The organism is Streptomyces sp. NPDC127595 (assembly GCF_042671685.1).
Classification (GTDB): domain Bacteria; phylum Actinomycetota; class Actinomycetes; order Streptomycetales; family Streptomycetaceae; genus Streptomyces.
On record NZ_JBHXWK010000001.1, the window covers coordinates 997,238 to 1,011,654 of the forward strand.

16 protein-coding genes are annotated in these 14,417 nt (G+C 70.0%); 4 read left to right on the forward strand and 12 right to left on the reverse strand.

All coding sequences use genetic code 11. From position 1 onward, the window contains the following. Positions 1 to 28: 28 nt before the first annotated feature. Positions 29 to 259: an alpha-L-rhamnosidase C-terminal domain-containing protein gene (locus ACFVKT_RS04235; protein WP_385727320.1), complete on the reverse strand. Its 231-nt coding sequence runs from the start codon at positions 257 to 259 to the stop codon at positions 29 to 31. Continuing rightward, positions 190 to 699 (reverse strand): hypothetical protein, encoded by a 510-nt coding sequence (locus ACFVKT_RS04240; protein ID WP_385727322.1) that lies wholly within the window; start codon positions 697 to 699, stop codon positions 190 to 192. Before ACFVKT_RS04240 ends, ACFVKT_RS04235 begins: the two co-directional genes overlap by 70 nt. Before the next feature lie 288 nt (positions 700 to 987). On the opposite strand from ACFVKT_RS04240, the gene ACFVKT_RS04245 reads away from it, so the two are divergent. Then, positions 988 to 2,433 carry a serine hydrolase domain-containing protein gene (locus tag ACFVKT_RS04245; protein WP_385727324.1) on the forward strand — a complete coding sequence of 482 codons (1,446 nt, stop codon included), beginning with the start codon at positions 988 to 990 and terminating at the stop codon, positions 2,431 to 2,433. 127 nt (positions 2,434 to 2,560) lie between these two features. Continuing rightward, positions 2,561 to 3,355 carry an SDR family NAD(P)-dependent oxidoreductase gene (locus ACFVKT_RS04250; protein ID WP_385727326.1) on the forward strand — a complete coding sequence of 265 codons (795 nt, stop codon included), beginning with the start codon at positions 2,561 to 2,563 and terminating at the stop codon, positions 3,353 to 3,355. A 6-nt stretch (positions 3,356 to 3,361) separates the two neighbouring features. Here the strand turns inward: ACFVKT_RS04250 and ACFVKT_RS04255 are convergent, their stop codons facing one another. Beyond that, entirely contained in the window at positions 3,362 to 4,324 is a 963-nt protein-coding gene (locus tag ACFVKT_RS04255; RefSeq protein WP_385727328.1) for a LysR family transcriptional regulator, read from the reverse strand. A 134-nt stretch (positions 4,325 to 4,458) separates the two neighbouring features. Here ACFVKT_RS04255 and ACFVKT_RS04260 point away from each other — a divergent pair, with 134 nt between their 5' ends. After that, a complete protein-coding gene (locus ACFVKT_RS04260) occupies positions 4,459 to 5,310 on the forward strand; it encodes an SDR family oxidoreductase (RefSeq protein ID WP_385727330.1) in 852 nt (283 codons plus the stop codon). Positions 5,311 to 5,368: 58 nt separating this feature from the next. Here the strand turns inward: ACFVKT_RS04260 and ACFVKT_RS04265 are convergent, their stop codons facing one another. The 9 genes from ACFVKT_RS04265 to ACFVKT_RS04305 all read right to left on the reverse strand — a co-directional run bounded on the left by ACFVKT_RS04265 (position 5,369) and on the right by ACFVKT_RS04305 (position 13,453). Then, positions 5,369 to 5,719: a UBP-type zinc finger domain-containing protein gene (locus ACFVKT_RS04265; RefSeq protein WP_385727332.1), complete on the reverse strand. Its 351-nt coding sequence runs from the start codon at positions 5,717 to 5,719 to the stop codon at positions 5,369 to 5,371. Next, positions 5,716 to 7,185 carry an ATP-binding protein gene (locus ACFVKT_RS04270; protein WP_385727334.1) on the reverse strand — a complete coding sequence of 490 codons (1,470 nt, stop codon included), beginning with the start codon at positions 7,183 to 7,185 and terminating at the stop codon, positions 5,716 to 5,718. Before ACFVKT_RS04270 ends, ACFVKT_RS04265 begins: the two co-directional genes overlap by 4 nt. 19 nt (positions 7,186 to 7,204) lie before the next feature. Next, complete coding sequence (locus tag ACFVKT_RS04275; RefSeq protein WP_385727337.1) at positions 7,205 to 8,881, reverse strand: FAD-dependent oxidoreductase; 1,677 nt, start codon at positions 8,879 to 8,881, stop codon at positions 7,205 to 7,207. 126 nt (positions 8,882 to 9,007) lie between these two features. Next, positions 9,008 to 10,258 carry a DUF4032 domain-containing protein gene (locus tag ACFVKT_RS04280; RefSeq protein WP_385727339.1) on the reverse strand — a complete coding sequence of 417 codons (1,251 nt, stop codon included), beginning with the start codon at positions 10,256 to 10,258 and terminating at the stop codon, positions 9,008 to 9,010. A gap of 13 nt (positions 10,259 to 10,271) precedes the next feature. Then, positions 10,272 to 10,694 (reverse strand): amidohydrolase family protein, encoded by a 423-nt coding sequence (locus ACFVKT_RS04285; protein WP_385727342.1) that lies wholly within the window; start codon positions 10,692 to 10,694, stop codon positions 10,272 to 10,274. Positions 10,695 to 10,759: 65 nt separating this feature from the next. Further along, complete coding sequence (locus ACFVKT_RS04290; RefSeq protein WP_385727344.1) at positions 10,760 to 11,557, reverse strand: N-formylglutamate amidohydrolase; 798 nt, start codon at positions 11,555 to 11,557, stop codon at positions 10,760 to 10,762. 45 nt (positions 11,558 to 11,602) lie between these two features. Next, complete coding sequence (locus ACFVKT_RS04295) at positions 11,603 to 12,055, reverse strand: cyclic nucleotide-binding domain-containing protein (RefSeq protein ID WP_385727346.1); 453 nt, start codon at positions 12,053 to 12,055, stop codon at positions 11,603 to 11,605. A 226-nt stretch (positions 12,056 to 12,281) separates the two neighbouring features. Then, a complete protein-coding gene (locus ACFVKT_RS04300; RefSeq protein WP_385727348.1) occupies positions 12,282 to 13,082 on the reverse strand; it encodes a VOC family protein in 801 nt (266 codons plus the stop codon). Between the two features lie 155 nt (positions 13,083 to 13,237). Further along, complete coding sequence (locus ACFVKT_RS04305; RefSeq protein WP_385727350.1) at positions 13,238 to 13,453, reverse strand: DUF4177 domain-containing protein; 216 nt, start codon at positions 13,451 to 13,453, stop codon at positions 13,238 to 13,240. A 216-nt stretch (positions 13,454 to 13,669) separates the two neighbouring features. Here ACFVKT_RS04305 and ACFVKT_RS04310 point away from each other — a divergent pair, with 216 nt between their 5' ends. Further along, complete coding sequence (locus ACFVKT_RS04310) at positions 13,670 to 14,326, forward strand: DUF6629 family protein (RefSeq protein ID WP_385727352.1); 657 nt, start codon at positions 13,670 to 13,672, stop codon at positions 14,324 to 14,326. Positions 14,327 to 14,417: the final 91 nt, after the last annotated feature.

Here is a 14,417-nt window from a genome sequence, read left to right on the forward strand (position 1 = left end):
ACCTCCCCCAGGGGTAGCCGAGCACGCGCTAACCGTCGTCCCGCGCCACGAACTCCCATCCCCCGTGCGGCACTTCGTACACGATGAACCCCCGGTCCGACCGCACGAACACCGCCCCGTCCCGAGCCGTCACGGACGAACGGGCGGCCGCCGGTACATGCACCTCGGCCGTCGCCCCGACCGGCACACCTACCGACAGCCGGGTCGTCCCGTCGACGAGGGACCAAGCCGCCGTCGCCTCACCGCGCACCGTGTGCACCGACGTACGGGCCCAGTTGACGCCCGTGCGCCGTCCGGACGGACCGTGAAGGTGCGGTAGCCCGCGTTCCCGGGACACAGTCCCGCCACACTCTCGTAGAGCCACTGCACGGCCGTGCCCTGGAAGAAGTGGTCCCGGGAGCGGGAGTCGAGGGGCCACATCTCCCACATGGCGTCGGCGCCGTGGTCGAACCAGTACCCCCAACTCGGGTATGTGCGCTGGGTGGCGATCGCGTGTGCCACGTCGGGGTGCCCCCGCGCGGGCAGCTCGCGCAGCAGCACGCTCGTGCCCAGCGCCCCGGTGTTGAGATGGTTGCCGCGCCGCTCGATGTCGGCGAGGAGCGAGTCGACGACGCTCGCCCGGGCACCCGCCGTCAGCCTGGTGTCCTCGGGCGGATTGCCGTCGTACCCAGGCGGCAGGTAGTCGCTGAGCGCGGTCACCGCGAGCCCGTAGCCCCGGACCCCAGCGCGATTGACGCGCCCGCTCCGGCGACGGAGCTGCGCAGGAAGGGGCGGCGGTTCCAATCCTCGCCATGTGTCGCTCTTCAGGTGATTGAAACGTTTCATCCCCGTGTCAACGATCCTATGAGGCGCGGCTGTTGGGCCGAAAGAGGCGTGCAGGCAACTCATGGAGAAGAGGTGGTGCGGGAGAAGATGGCGCAGGCGCCGGCTGTCCGTCTCCGCGGTCACCGTCGCCGCCCGCTCCCGAGCCGCCCGGAGGCCACCCGTATGAGCGCCCGTCCGCTGCCTGTCAGTACTCCCGCCGAACAGGGCGTCGACGCGTCAGGCGTCCACGCCTTTCTCGACGCCGTCGAGTCCGCGCCCGACATCGAACCGCACAGCCTGATGATCCTGCGCCACGGTCACGTCGTCGCCTCCGGCTGGTGGGCGCCGTACGCGCCGGAGCGCCTTCAGCTCCTCTACTCGCTGAGCAAGAGCTTCACATCCACGGCCGCCGGATTCGCCGCCGCCGAAGGACTGCTGCGCCTCGACGACCCGGTGATCTCGTACTTCCCCGAGTTCGAGGCCGACATCACCGATCAACGCAGCCGCGCCATGCTCGTACGCCATGTCGCGTCCATGGCCAGCGGTCACCTCACCGACACCTACGAAACGGCCTTCCGGCTCGACCGGAAGGAACTCGTACGCGGCTTCCTGCTCCTTCCGCCGGACCGAGACCCCGGCACCGTCTTCGCGTACAACCAGTCCGCCACCTACACGCTCGCCACGATCGTCCAGCGGGTGAGCGGCCGGTCGCTGACGGAGTATCTGCGGCCCCGGCTGCTCGACCCCCTGGGCATCGGCGAGGTCTCCTGGATACAACGCCCGGCGGGCCGCGACCTCGGTTTCACCGGACTGCACGCCGCGACCGACGCCATCGCGCGGCTCGGTCAGCTCTACCTCCAGGACGGCGTCTGGGAGGGGCGGCGGCTGCTCCCGTCCTCATGGCTCGCGGAGGCCACGCGCGTGCAGGTCGCCAATGACGACGGTACGGCGGAGGCGGCGCTGTCGGACTGGCAGCAGGGGTACGGGTTCCAGTTCTGGAAGTCCCGGCACGGGTACCGCGGCGACGGGGCGTACGGGCAGTTCTGTCTGGTGCTGCCCGAGCACGATGCGGTGATCGCGACGACTGCGGCGACCGAGCAGATGCAGGACTTCCTGAACCTGGTGTGGCAGCACCTGCTGCCCTCGTTCGGTCCCGCGCCGCTCCCCGGCCGTGAGGACGCGGCTCTCCGGGACCGTCTCGCGAAGCTCGCGCTGCGGCCGGTCGTGGCGTCGGCCCGGCCGCCGGAGGGAGGCGACGCGTGGGCGGGCGCCGAGTTCGTCCCGGCGGGCGGGACCTGCGCGGATCAGCCGAGTCTGACGGGGGTCACGGTCACGTCGGGCGAGGACGGCTGGACCGTGTCGCCGGCCGAGGGCGCCGACCGACTCGACCTGCGCTTCGACGGGACCCGTTGGACCACTGCCGCGGACCCGGTCCCCACAGCGGTGAGCGGCGGATGGACCGACCCCGACACCCTGAGTGTCGACGTGCTCTTCCTGGAGACCCCGCACCGGCTGACCGTGACCTGCTCACTCCCGGACCGCACCTTCACGGCGCACTGGCACACGAGGCCTCTGCACGCCCGTCGACTGCGGTCGCTTCGGGCACCACGCGACGACCACGCTCTGTGACGAGGATGAGTCGTGCAGGCGTGTTCGTCGGGCGGCGGGCGCATCGCATGCTCATCCAGGGGTATTCGCCGATGATCGTACGGGGAGGAATTGCCCCGGCCCGCCGATACGGCAATGGAGTGTGCTGATGCAGCTGAACCTCGAAGGACGGACCGCCCTGGTCACCGGCTCCACGCAGGGCATCGGGGCGGCGATCGCTGTGGGTCTGGCCCGGGCGGGTGCCCGGGTGGGTGTCAGCGGCCGGGACGAAGGCCGGGTGGGAGAGGCTGTCGAGCGGTTCGCGAAGGAGGCCCCGCAGGCACGGTTCGTCCCCGTGGCCGCCGACCTCGGCACCGCGGACGGAGCGGACAGGGCCCTGGAGGTCCTGCCGGACGTGGACATCCTGGTCAACAACCTGGGGATCTTCGGCGCTCAGCCCGCACTGGAGATCACCGACGACGAGTGGCGGCGCTACTTCGAGGTGAACGTCCTCTCGGCGGTCCGCCTCACCCGTGCCTATCTGCCCGCGATGACGGAGCGGGGCTGGGGACGCGTCCAGTACATCGCCAGCGACTCCGCGGTGGTGGTCCCCGCCGAGATGATCCACTACGGCATGTCCAAGACCGCGCTGCTGGCCGTGAGCCGGGGATTCGCGAAGGAGGCCGCCGGGACGGGCGTCACGGTCAACTCCGTCATCGCGGGACCCACGCACACCGGTGGTGTGGAGGACTTCGTCTACGAGCTCGTGGACCGCTCCCTGCCCTGGGAGGAGGCACAGCGCGCCTTCATGCGGAAACACCGCCCGCAGTCCCTCCTGCAGCGGCTGATCGAGCCCGAGGAGATCGCGAACATGGTCGTCTATCTGAGCTCGGACCAGGCCTCGGCGACGACCGGGGGCGCCCTGCGGGTGGACGGCGGTTACGTGGACTCGATCCTTCCGTGAGGCTCTTCACCAGGTGATCCAGCTGGTCGGTTCGGCCTTGTTCCGTCGGGTCGCTCGCCGGGTTCGTGCGGGAGGAAGGCCCCCTGTGTCGCGCAGCTCCCTGACGATGTCGACGAGCGCGGCGACGGCGGGGCTGGCGGTGTCGCGGCGCCAGACGATGCGGTGGTCGGCGTAGGGGCCCGGGTCGTTGAAGGGGCGGTAGACGACGCCGGCGAAGGGCCTGGCCGTGGCTGCGCCGGTGGTCGTGAGCCCGATGGCCGAGCCGCTGACCACCAGGGGGAGGAGCCTGTCCAGGCTGGAGATTCCCCGGTGGAGGGTCACCGTGGTGCCGCGAGCTTCGAGCTGGCGGACGAAATGGTCGTGCAGCCACGGATTGACCTTGCGCTCGACGATGACGAGCGGCTGGTGGGACAGCTGGACGGGATCGATCGCCTCCGAGGCCGCGAGAGGATGACCGGCGGCCAGCGCGACCACGAGCGGCTCGCGGGCCACAAGGAGTGAGTCAAGGTCGGGCGGGAACTCGGCGGTCCAGCAGAAGCCGAGGTCGAGGCGGCGCTCGCTGAGCTCGGAGAGCTGGGCCGCAGTGGTCATCGGCCGCGGGGACAGCCGGACTTCGGGGAAGCGTGCGTGCAGCGCGGGCACCGCGAGCTCGAACAGGCGCGGACCGAGATCCTCCGCATACCCCAGACGGAGTTCGTCGACCGCGCCGGTGGCGGCGCGGCGGCCGACATCGAGGGCGTGGCGGACGGCGGCGATCGCGTCACGCGCCTCGGGCAGGAACGCCTCGCCCACCGCCGTCACGGTCACGCGCCGGCTGGTGCGGGCGAACAGCGGGGCGCCGAGTTCGCGCTCCAGACGACGGATCTGCTCGCTGACCGACTGCTGGGTGACATGCATCCGCTCAGCGGCCCGGCCGAAGTGCAGCTCCTCGGCGACGGCGACGGCGTATTCCAGCTGGCGAATCTCCACACCGTCATATTGACAGGTTCAGCCTGTCGAACGGGTGCGCGTTCGTCGTTGATCCCGTCGCGCCCACGGAGCTCTCATTGAGGTCAGGAACAACCGTCCGATGCGAACAACCGTCCTGTCCAAGGAGTATCGACATGAAGACCTGGTTCATCACCGGCACCTCCAGTGGTTTCGGCCGCCGGATGACCGAGCTGCTGCTGGAGCGCGGCGACCGCGTCGCCGCCACCCTGCGCATGCCGGCCCGACTCGACGACCTGGCCGCACGCCACGGCGACCGGCTGTGGCGCGCGGAGCTGGACGTCACCGACACCGCGCACATGCGGAAGGTCGTCGACAGCGCCTTCGCCGAACTCGGACAGATCGACGTGGTGGTCTCCAACGCCGGTTACGGCCTCATCGGCCTGGCCGAGGAGCTGACCGACGAACAGATCCAGCGCCAGATCGACACCAATGTGATCGCCCCCATCCAGCTCGCGCGAGCGGTGACCCCGTATCTGCGCGCACAGGGCGGCGGCAACTTCCTCCAGACGTCCAGCATGGGCGGCCACATCGCCTTCCCCGCGATGTCGCTCTACCACACGAGCAAGTGGGGCATCGAGGGCTTCTTCGAGGCCTACGCCCTGGAGACCGAACCCTTCGGCATCCACACCACGTTGATCGAACCGGGCATGGTCGCCACCGACTTCTACGGCGCCGCGGACATCGCCCCCTCGGAGTTGCCCGCCTACGCCGGCACCCAGGCCGCGGACTTCACGCACGGCAAGAGCAGCGTGCCTCTGGAGGACATGCCCGGTGACCCGCGCAAGGTCGCGGAGGCCATGATCCGCATCGGCGACCTCAAGGAGCCGCCGCGGCGCCAACTCCTCGGCTCCGACGCCTACCACCTGGTCCAGGAGGCACTCACCGCTCGACTGCGGAGCGCCGAGGCCCAGCGAGAGGTCGCCTTCTCCACCGACCGGGACGGCTTCTCGCCGCCCGCGGCATGACAAGGCGCGAGATTCAGGCGCCGGACCTCGACACCACGGTCAGGTCCGACCACGCCGGTCAGCCCAGTGAGTTCATCCAGTTCGCCGGAACGCGCCCCGCGGGCCCCGGCGCCGGCTGGTCCGCGGGATGGCTGAGCGGGGGAGCGAGGTCAGGACCCGACTCGTACATCTCGGAGGAGTCGTAGTTCCAGAACCACTCCTCGCCGGGCTCGAAGCTGCGGACGATGGGATGGCCGGTGGTCTTCGCGTGCTCGGTGGCGTGCTTGGCGGGGGAGCTGTCGCAACAGCCGATGTGCCCGCACTGGGCGCAGCGCCGCAAGTGGACCCACCATCCGCCGACGGCATCGCAGTCGCCGCATCCCGTACCGCTCGGCGGGACGCTCGGGTCGATTCCGGCGGGCACGGTCATGACGGCTCCCTGGGTGTGTTGAGGTCCGCCTCCGTGTCGGTGTCCACGGCGTTCAGCGGAAGACGTACCTGGAAACGTGTGTCACCGGGGACGGAGTCCACATGGAGGCTCCCGTGGTGCTTGTTGACGACGATCCGCCAGGAGATGTCCAGGCCGAGCCCCGTGCCCTCGCCCACCGGCTTGGTCGTGAAGAACGGGTCGAAGATACGGTCGCGGATCTCCGCGGGCACCCCGGGCCCGGTGTCGCGGAACTCGACGAGCAGTTGGTCGCCGTCGAGCGCGGTGCGTACCGTGAGCTCGCCCTCGCCGCCCATCGCCGAGACGGCGTTGTCGATGAGGTTCGTCCACACCTGGTTCAACTCGCTTGGATAGGCCGGGATGTTGGGCAGCGTCCGGTCGTACTCCTTGACGACCCTGATGCCGGAGCCGATCTTCCCGGAGAGCATCATCAGCGTGCTGTCCAGCAGTTCGTGCACATCGGCGACCTGGTAGGGCGCGCGGTCGATCTGCGAGTACTGCTTCGCCGCGTCCACGAGGTGGGTGATCCGGGTCGTGGAGTCCTGGATCTCGTTCATGAGGAGCTCGGTCTCCACGGTGTAGTTCAGCCACCGGATCGCGCCCTCGAGGGTGTGCTCGTCCACGGCCGCGGCGACCTGGTCGAGCCAGTCGGTGTCCAGACCCGCCTGCACGAAGGTCGGCGCGAGCTGCCAGCCGCCGGCGATGTCGTGGTCGTCGAGCCAGTCGCCGAGAGCGTCCTCCCGGTCCGAGGCCTCCAGCGGGCTGAGCGGGGTGGCCTTGGCGACCTGGTCGGCGGTGCGCTCCTGGAGCTCGACGAGCGTTTCGAGCGTGTCGCGCTTGTAGGGTCCCGCCGCGATCACACCGAGCTTGTGCCGCATTCCGGCGACCCGGTCCCGTAGCGCGGAAGTGGCCCGGACCGCCGCCGCGGCCGGATTGTTGAGCTCGTGCGTCAGCCCGGCGGACAGCGAGCCGAGCGCCAGCAGCCGCTCGCGCTGGCTGATGGTCCGCTGGGTGTTCTGGCTGCCGAAGAAGAGGCCCTCCAGCAGATGGACGGCCATCGGGAACCACTCCCGCAGGACCGCGGCGAACACCTCGGCGGGCAGGATGAAGAACCGCGAGGGCTCGGTGACCCGCAGGGAACCCTTGTAGCTCTTCTCGTCCTGACCCCCGCCCAGATAGGCCTGCATGGCCCCCGCGTACACCCCGACCTGCGAGCTGCGGTTGATCTCCACGTCGTCGCCGCCGACCCGGCGCGACATCACGAGGTTGCCTTCGAGGAGCACGAAGAAGCAGCTGGCCGGTTCGCCCTCGCGGTACACATAGCCGGGCTCGAACAGCTCCACGCGGCCCTCGCGGCACAGCCGGTCGAGCTGGCCGGCGTCGAGCTTCTCGAACAGGAACAGCTTCGAGAGCTCCTCGATACTGCACGGCATCGGCTGTCCGCTCACGGCTGCTCCAGGTATCCGCTCATGACTGCTCCAGATAACGGTGTACGAGCATCACGGCCATGGCTCCCTCGCCGACGGCGGACGCGACCCGCTTCGCGGACTCGGCACGCGCGTCCCCGGCCACGAACACGCCGGGCACATTGGTCTCCAGGTGGTACGGCGGCCGGTCCAGCTCCCAGTCGGCGGGCGGCTGCCCGTCGAGGGTCATGTCGGGCCCGGCCATGATGAATCCGCGCGAGTCCCTGAGCACGGTCCCCTCCAGCCAGTCGGTGAGCGGGGCCGCCCCGATGAACACGAAGATCCACTGCGCGTCGACGAGTTCGGTGTGGCCGCTCTCCACATCCCGCAGCGTCAGTTGCTCCAGATGGTCCGAGCCGTGCGCGGCCTCGACGACCGTGCCTGGGCGCACGCTGATGTTGGGCGCGTCCGCGATCTGCTGGATCAGATAGGCCGACATCGAGGCGGACAGGGACGAGCCGCGGATGAGGATGGTGACGGACTTGGCGCCGCGCGCCAGGAACATGGCGGCCTGCCCGGCGGAGTTCGCCCCGCCAACGATGTACACGTCATGGCCCTGGCAGGCGGCCGCCTCCGTGAGCGCGGACCCGTAGAAGACCCCGCATCCGGTCAGATCCGCCAGCCCGGGCGCCTCCAACTGCCGGTACGACACTCCCGTAGCCAGGATCACGGAGTGCGCGGCGATCGCCGAACCGTCCGAGAAGCGGATCGTGCGCGACGCCCCGGTGACCTCAAGGCCGGTCACCTCGCGGGCGGTCAGGATCTCGGCCCCGAACCTGGTGGCCTGCCGCCGTGCCCGGTCGGTGAGCTGCGCCCCGGACACCCCGTCCGGGAAGCCGAGGTAGTTCTCGATCCGTGAACTCTGCCCCGCCTGGCCTCCGGTCGCCGACCGCTCCACCAGGACGGTCCGCAAGCCCTCGGACGCGCCGTACACGGCCGCTCCGAGCCCGGCGGGTCCACCGCCGATGACGACGAGGTCGTAGAAGTCCTCGGTCGGCGTCGTGGCCAGCCCCACCTGGGCCGCCAGATCGGGATCCTCGGGCTCCAGGAGCGACGTACCGTCCGGCGTGATCACCAGCGGCAGTCGCTCCCCGTCCTGTCCGGCGGCGGCCAGCAGCCGTATGCCCTCCGGTGTGTCGGACGAGTACCAGCGGTAGGGGACCTGATTGCGGGCCAGGAACTCCCGTACGCCCGACGAACGTGCCGACCACCGGTGCCCGACCACCTTGCAGACCCCCACGGGCCGGTAGTCGCTCGCCCGCCACGCGTCCAAAAGGTCGTCCACCACCGGGTACAGCTTCTCCTCCGGCGGATCCCACGGCTTTAGCAGGTAGTGATCGAGATCGATCACGTTGATCGCGTCGATCGCCGCGTTCGTGTCCGCGTAGGCGGTCAGCAGCACGCGCCGCGCGCCCGGATAGACATCGATCGCCTGCTCCAGGAACTCGATGCCGTTCATCTGCGGCATCCGGTAGTCGGCCAGGATCACCGCCACCTGGTCGCCGCGGAGCTTCAGCTCCCGCAGCGCCTCCAGGGCCGTCTCCCCGGACTCGGCGCGCACCACGCGGTGCGCCTCGCCGTAGCGGCGCCGCAGGTCGCGGGCCACGGCACGCGACACCCCGGGATCGTCATCGACAGTCAGAATGACGGTCCGCGCTGGACTGGCGGCCTGTGCCATACGTCTCCCACCCCGAGCAGGTCAGTGTCGTCCCGGCCGGGACATGCGCACGCCGGCGCGTGCCGCTCGGCCGGTACACCCCCAATCGTAAGTACGATCGGTCCCCTTTGCTCTGTAACCCGGTTCTCAGGCGGGCGGAACCGGGGTGTCCGCCCGCGGCGGCAGGGTCTGTCGGACCTTGGGGAGGATGTTCGTGACGTAGTCGTCCACGACCGTGTCCAGGCCGATGTCGTGCTGAGCGTGCTCGGACAGGTACCAGCGGTGTTCGAGGAGCTCGTGGTACAGCTCGGCCGGGTCCATCGAGCCGCGCAGATCCAGCGGCACGGCCCGGACCGTCGGGCGGAACACATCGCGGACCCAGCGGTGGGCGAGAACCTCGGGCCGGGCGGCGAGCGGATCGCCCGGCGCGTAGTCGTCCTGGGTGGCCATCCAGCTCTCCAGGTCGTTCAGCAGCCGGCGCGCCTGGTTCTCCTCGGTGTCGAGGCCGGTCAGGCGAAGCAACTGGCGCTGGTGGTGGCCCGCGTCGACGACCTTGGGGACGAAGGTGACCGTGTCACCGTTCGCGGAGTGCGCTATCTGCATCTCGGCGACGTCGAAACCGAGGTCGTTCAGGCGGCGGATGCGGCGGTCGATGTAGTGGTGCTTGCCCGCCGGGTACACCGACGTGCGGGTCAGCTCGTCCCACAGCCCCTGGTAGCGCGCGCAGATCTCGGTGCCGAACTCGATCGGGTCCACCGAGGGGTGCAGGGCTCCGGCCGCCTCCAGGTCCAGCAGCTCACCGCTGATGTTGACCCGGGCGAGGTCGAGGTCGTACTCCCGCTGACCGTTGCTGAGCTGCGGGTGCAGATCGCCGGTCTCGGCGTCCACCAGGTAGGCCGCGTACTCCCCGGCGTCCCGGCGGAACAGGGTGTTGGACAGCGAGCAGTCGCCCCAGGCGAAGCCCGTCAGATGCAGACGCACCAGAAGCACCGCCAGCGCGTCCATCAGCCGGTGCATGGTGGCGGGCCGCATCGTCGTCTCGAACATCGACCGGTACGGCATCGAGCCGCCCAGATGCCGGGTGATCAGCACGGGTTCCAGGGGCGCGCCCTCGGCGTCGGTGCGCTCGGTGACCACAGCGAGCGGGTCCACCGCCGGGATTCCGAGCCGGTCCAGACTGCGCAGCAGTTCGTACTCGCGCACCGCGGGCCGTTCGGCGAGTTCCTTGACCGCCACCACCTCGGTCCCGGCGCGCGCGTAGCGCACCACGTGCCGTGAGATACCGCGCGGCAGCGGGACCAGATAGTGCTCGGGCCACTCCTCCAGGGGAAGCTGCCAGGGCAGTTCGAGCAGGAGCGCGGGGTGCTCCGGATTGGTGGCGCTGATCTGCAAGGCCATCGAACGGCTGCCCTCACCTCGGAGAGCTCAGGGGTGAACTCTGTCCGGCTCCAGCATCTACGACTGATCGCCCAGGCGGAAGACGGAGCGTGCGTTGGCGGACGGGAACAGCTCCGTCACCTCCTCGTCGAGGCGCAGGCCGGCGAGGTGCTCCAGGGCCTGAGTGGGGCGTGATCATCGGGTGGTTGCTGCCGAAGAGGACCTTGCGCCGTCCCCGGCCGCGCAGGTACTCGACCAGCTCGGGCGGGTAGCTGCGGGCCGTGTAGGCGCTGGTGTCGGTGTAGACGCCCGCGTGCTTGTCGGCCACCGCGATCATCTCCGTGGTCCACGGGTAGCCGATGTGCCCGCAGACGATGGTCAGTTCGGGAAAGCCGAGCGCGACGCACCCTCGGACCGGGAGTGTGGGGTGCTGCATCCCGGCGTCGACGACCGGCATGATCCCGTGCCTCCCTGAGCCAGTGGCCAATCGATCGCTTACCCCGTGCCTGGTGCGCGGGCCGATTACCGCGATACGGCGTCGACGAGGGCGGTCAGTGCCGACACCACGCGGGGGAGTCCCGGGCCCACGGGACCTCCCGGTTCGCTCATGTAGGTGTCCCGCCGGATCTCCACCATCAGGGCCGTGACCTTCGGGTCCCGCTCGTAGAACCGCAGCGGGACGTACGTGCCGGCGAACGGGCTGTCGATTCCCACACCGCCGACGCCCGCGAACGCCTTCTCGGCGAGGGCGAGCAGTTCGGGCGGCGTGTGGAACTCGTCGGTGCCCAGGCAGACCGGCGGCCGGGGACCGTCGCCGTGCAGCTCGTAGGGCAGCCGGGCGGTGGGGTAGGAGTGGACGTCGATGATCACGGCTTGCCCGGTGGCGGCCAGCCGGTCGGCCACCGCGTCCGTCATCGCCTGCGCGTACGGGTGGAAGTAGCGGTCGATCAGGGTGCGCGGGTCGGCGTCGGCGGGCCGGAGCGGCGCCCGGTGCGTGGTCCGCGTGTAGACCGCGCCCATGCCGACGGCCAGCATCTCCTCCCGTCCGTCCGGGAAGCGCTCGGGGTCGATCACCAGCCGGGACAGCCGGTTGACGAACCGCCACGGCGCGACCTCTGCGGCTGCCGCGACCGCCGCGGCCAGTTCCGCGGTGTGTGCGTCGGTGATGTGGTCCAACTCGCGCTCCAGCGCCGCGTCGTCGAGCACGATGCCGTCGCGTACCGCGGCCGGGATCTCCCTTGAGGAGTGCGGCACATGAAGGATCACCGGGGAATCGGCAGCGCCGGGGACGAGTTCGAAGGGGTCCGGGTTCTCGTTCATATGAGATTCCTACACCGAGGCATTCCCACACAGTGGCGTGTCACCTCACCTGCCACCGCCGTGGCGCGCGTAGTGCTCGATCAGCGCCGCCCGGGTCGTTTCGAGCCGGTGGGCGAGGATGGCGGCGATCGTCCGGGTCAGAGACAGCTCCAGCGTCGCGTCGGCGTCACAGAGGGTGCGTACCGCCCCGGCATCGAACTCGTAGCCGCGTACGGGGCTGAAGGCCTCGGCGCCGAAGTCCCACCGGTGCGGCGGGAACAGCCATGACCAGCCGAGCAGATCGCCGGGCCCCAGCGTCGCGACGGAGATACGCCTGTCCGCGAGGACCCGCTGATACAGGGAGACCGTCCCCGAACGCACCACCCAGAAACGGTCGGCGGTACCGCCTGCCTCGAAGATCCTTCCGTCCGCGGGGAAAGAGACCTCGCGCGCCAGGCTCATCAGCCGCTCGCGATGGTCGGGGGAGAGGGCGGGCAGGAGCCGGAGAGCAGTGGGCATCGCGGACCTCCATCGCACCGCCGAAGGGGCTGCGAGGGGTCCGGCGGCGCCTGTCGTACCGGTTTAATCCCGTCACCCTCTATTGGAGCCTGATCCGGGGGTTCCGTCGCGTCGTGGGCGAGGAGACTTTGTGCGGACACCTGCCTGCGTAGGCCGCGCCCTGCCTGACGGGCACCCGGCCGCCCGGGTTCGCCCGACGCGCAACGGGGGCACGCACATCCCCCAGCTACAAGACAGCCTTCGACGTCACCGTGAAGCGCGCCCCGTCGGGATCGGCGAGGACCGCCTCCGTCGAGCCGACGCCCTGCTGATGAGCGGTGCCGCCATGCGCTCGCGCGGCCCGGGCACAGGCCTCCACGTCGGCAACGGCGAAATGGATCTGCCAGTGCGGCCTGAGCGTGGGGTCGGGCGCCGATCCCAGAGCGCCCGAGTAGATCCGGGCAATGACGTCGCCCTGGCTGCGCAGTACGACCTCGTTCTCCTCGTAGTGGACCTCGCAGCCTCCTGAGGTCGAGGAATCCCAGCCCAGGACCTCTCCGTAGAAGATGGCGGCGTCGAAGGCGTCGCGGGTGTGCAGCCGTACGAAAGCGGGTGCCGCGCGGCGCCAGGTCTCCCAGCCGGCCACGAGCTCACCCTCCCAGATGCCGAAGACCGCGCCGTCCCGGTCGGCAAGGAGCGCCGCCCGCCCCGGTGGGAACGAGATCGGCCCCACCGCGGTGGTACCGCCGCGTTCATGGCTCCGGGCGACCGTCTCGTCCGCGCTGGACACCGCGAAGTACGGAATCCAGGCCACCGCCGTCTGCCAGAGCGAGGTCACCCCGGCGATCCCGGCGACCGGCACCCCGTCGAGCACGGCGATCCTGTACTGGTCGTCCAGCTTGCTCGACTGCCACTTCCAGCCCAGTACGGCCTGGTAGAAGCTCTCCGCGAGCGGCAGGTCGCGCGTGGTCAGGCTGACCCAGCACGGCGCGCCGAACACCGAGTGACTGGAGACGACCTCTCCGGGCAGTGTGCTGTCGCTCTTCATCGCCCTACCGTCCTGACGTCACCGGCCGGTACCCGCCCAACCGTCGGGGGCCTCCCGAGCCGGAAGGCCTACGACGGCATCAGTAGCGCCTGCGGATCCGCTGTCCCATCAGCAACAGCATCCCCCGGCTCGGCGTACGGCGCACTCCGCGCGAGCTACAGGCGGGGGCGCTCCAGCGTCAGGAGCAACCCCTCCACGGCGCCGGGGCCTATACGGCCCTTGACGTCGGCGGACGTGATCGCCTTGAGCGCCCATCCGTCCTCGGCGTGCTTGTTCAGGACTTTCTCCAGCTTGCCGCTGTCCAGGGCGTCGCCGATCAGCGATTCCCGGAAGGTGACGACCTTGTACTCGTACGTATAGGGGGTGCTCATGACTACGGTGCTCTCCTGCGCTCGGACTGGCGTGGCCGAGGCCCACCCAATCACTGTTCGCGGCCGGAACACAGGGCGGCCCCTCCCGCGCGGACGCCAGGCGCGGGGAACGAAACCCCGAGGCTGTCGTGTCAGCGACACCCATCGGTCCAAGGGCGCCGTAGCTTTGTGCGCTGTAAGGGCTGATTCATATGACGGCGGACCCACGGTGACGCAATGTGTTGGAGTGCGACGGCCGATCTGGTAGCGGGCACCGGTATCGCCGTGGTCGGCGTGGCCTGTGTCTCGCGCGTGCGCAGGCCCGGCGATCTCCCACTGGCCGCGCTGCCGTTGCTCCTCGGTGCGCACCAGATCATTGAGTCCAAGGTGTGGGACGCCGGCGGGGGAACGGGTCCCGCCACCGTCGCCTGGGCGGTCATCGCCCTTCCGCTGCTGGCTGTGTGGGTGCCGGTGGGCGTGCTGTGCGCCGCGCCTCGACATGCCGGGCGCCGACTGCTGATCCCGCTCGCCGTGGGCCTGGTGACCGCCGCCATGCTGGCGTACGCGCTCGCCGTCCGTCCGGTCAGGGCCGAGATCCGCGGCCACACCGTCGGCTACTTCGTCGATCTGTCCCACGCGGAACTGCTCATCGCCGGCTATCTCTTCGCCACCGTCGGATCCCTGCTGCTCTCCGGCGACCGTGGACTGACGCTTTTCGGCGTCATGGTCGCGGTGGGCGCGCTGATCTGCTGGGCGCTGTGGCGGATGGAGTTCGTCTCGACCTGGTGCGCGTTCGCGGCGCTGTGGTCGGTGGTGCTGTTCGGGTGGGTGCGCCGGCGTCCTCCGACAGTGGAGCAGCGGGCCTACGGCGTGGCACGCGACAGCCACAGCTAGGGGCCGGCGGCTCGCTCGTCCCGACCCGTCCCGACCCGACCCGACCCGGCCCGGTCTCGTCGAAGCGCTGCAAAAGGCAGCAGTGTCCGGA

Bases quoted from the DNA above. Each gene is read 5' to 3' on its own strand.
- ACFVKT_RS04300 (WP_385727348.1), bottom strand. From the start codon at position 13,082: ATGAAGAGCGACAGCACACTGCCCGGAGAGGTCGTCTCCAGTCACTCG.
- ACFVKT_RS04280 (WP_385727339.1), bottom strand. From the start codon at position 10,258: ATGGCCTTGCAGATCAGCGCCACCAATCCGGAGCACCCCGCGCTCCTG.
- ACFVKT_RS04265 (WP_385727332.1), bottom strand. From the start codon at position 5,719: ATGACCGTGCCCGCCGGAATCGACCCGAGCGTCCCGCCGAGCGGTACG.
- ACFVKT_RS04290 (WP_385727344.1), bottom strand. From the start codon at position 11,557: ATGAACGAGAACCCGGACCCCTTCGAACTCGTCCCCGGCGCTGCCGAT.
- ACFVKT_RS04250 (WP_385727326.1), top strand. From the start codon at position 2,561: ATGCAGCTGAACCTCGAAGGACGGACCGCCCTGGTCACCGGCTCCACG.
- ACFVKT_RS04245 (WP_385727324.1), top strand. From the start codon at position 988: ATGAGCGCCCGTCCGCTGCCTGTCAGTACTCCCGCCGAACAGGGCGTC.
- ACFVKT_RS04295 (WP_385727346.1), bottom strand. From the start codon at position 12,055: ATGCCCACTGCTCTCCGGCTCCTGCCCGCCCTCTCCCCCGACCATCGC.
- ACFVKT_RS04275 (WP_385727337.1), bottom strand. From the start codon at position 8,881: ATGGCACAGGCCGCCAGTCCAGCGCGGACCGTCATTCTGACTGTCGAT.
- ACFVKT_RS04305 (WP_385727350.1), bottom strand. From the start codon at position 13,453: ATGAGCACCCCCTATACGTACGAGTACAAGGTCGTCACCTTCCGGGAA.
- ACFVKT_RS04310 (WP_385727352.1), top strand. From the start codon at position 13,670: ATGTGTTGGAGTGCGACGGCCGATCTGGTAGCGGGCACCGGTATCGCC.
- ACFVKT_RS04260 (WP_385727330.1), top strand. From the start codon at position 4,459: ATGAAGACCTGGTTCATCACCGGCACCTCCAGTGGTTTCGGCCGCCGG.
- ACFVKT_RS04285 (WP_385727342.1), bottom strand. From the start codon at position 10,694: ATGCCGGTCGTCGACGCCGGGATGCAGCACCCCACACTCCCGGTCCGA.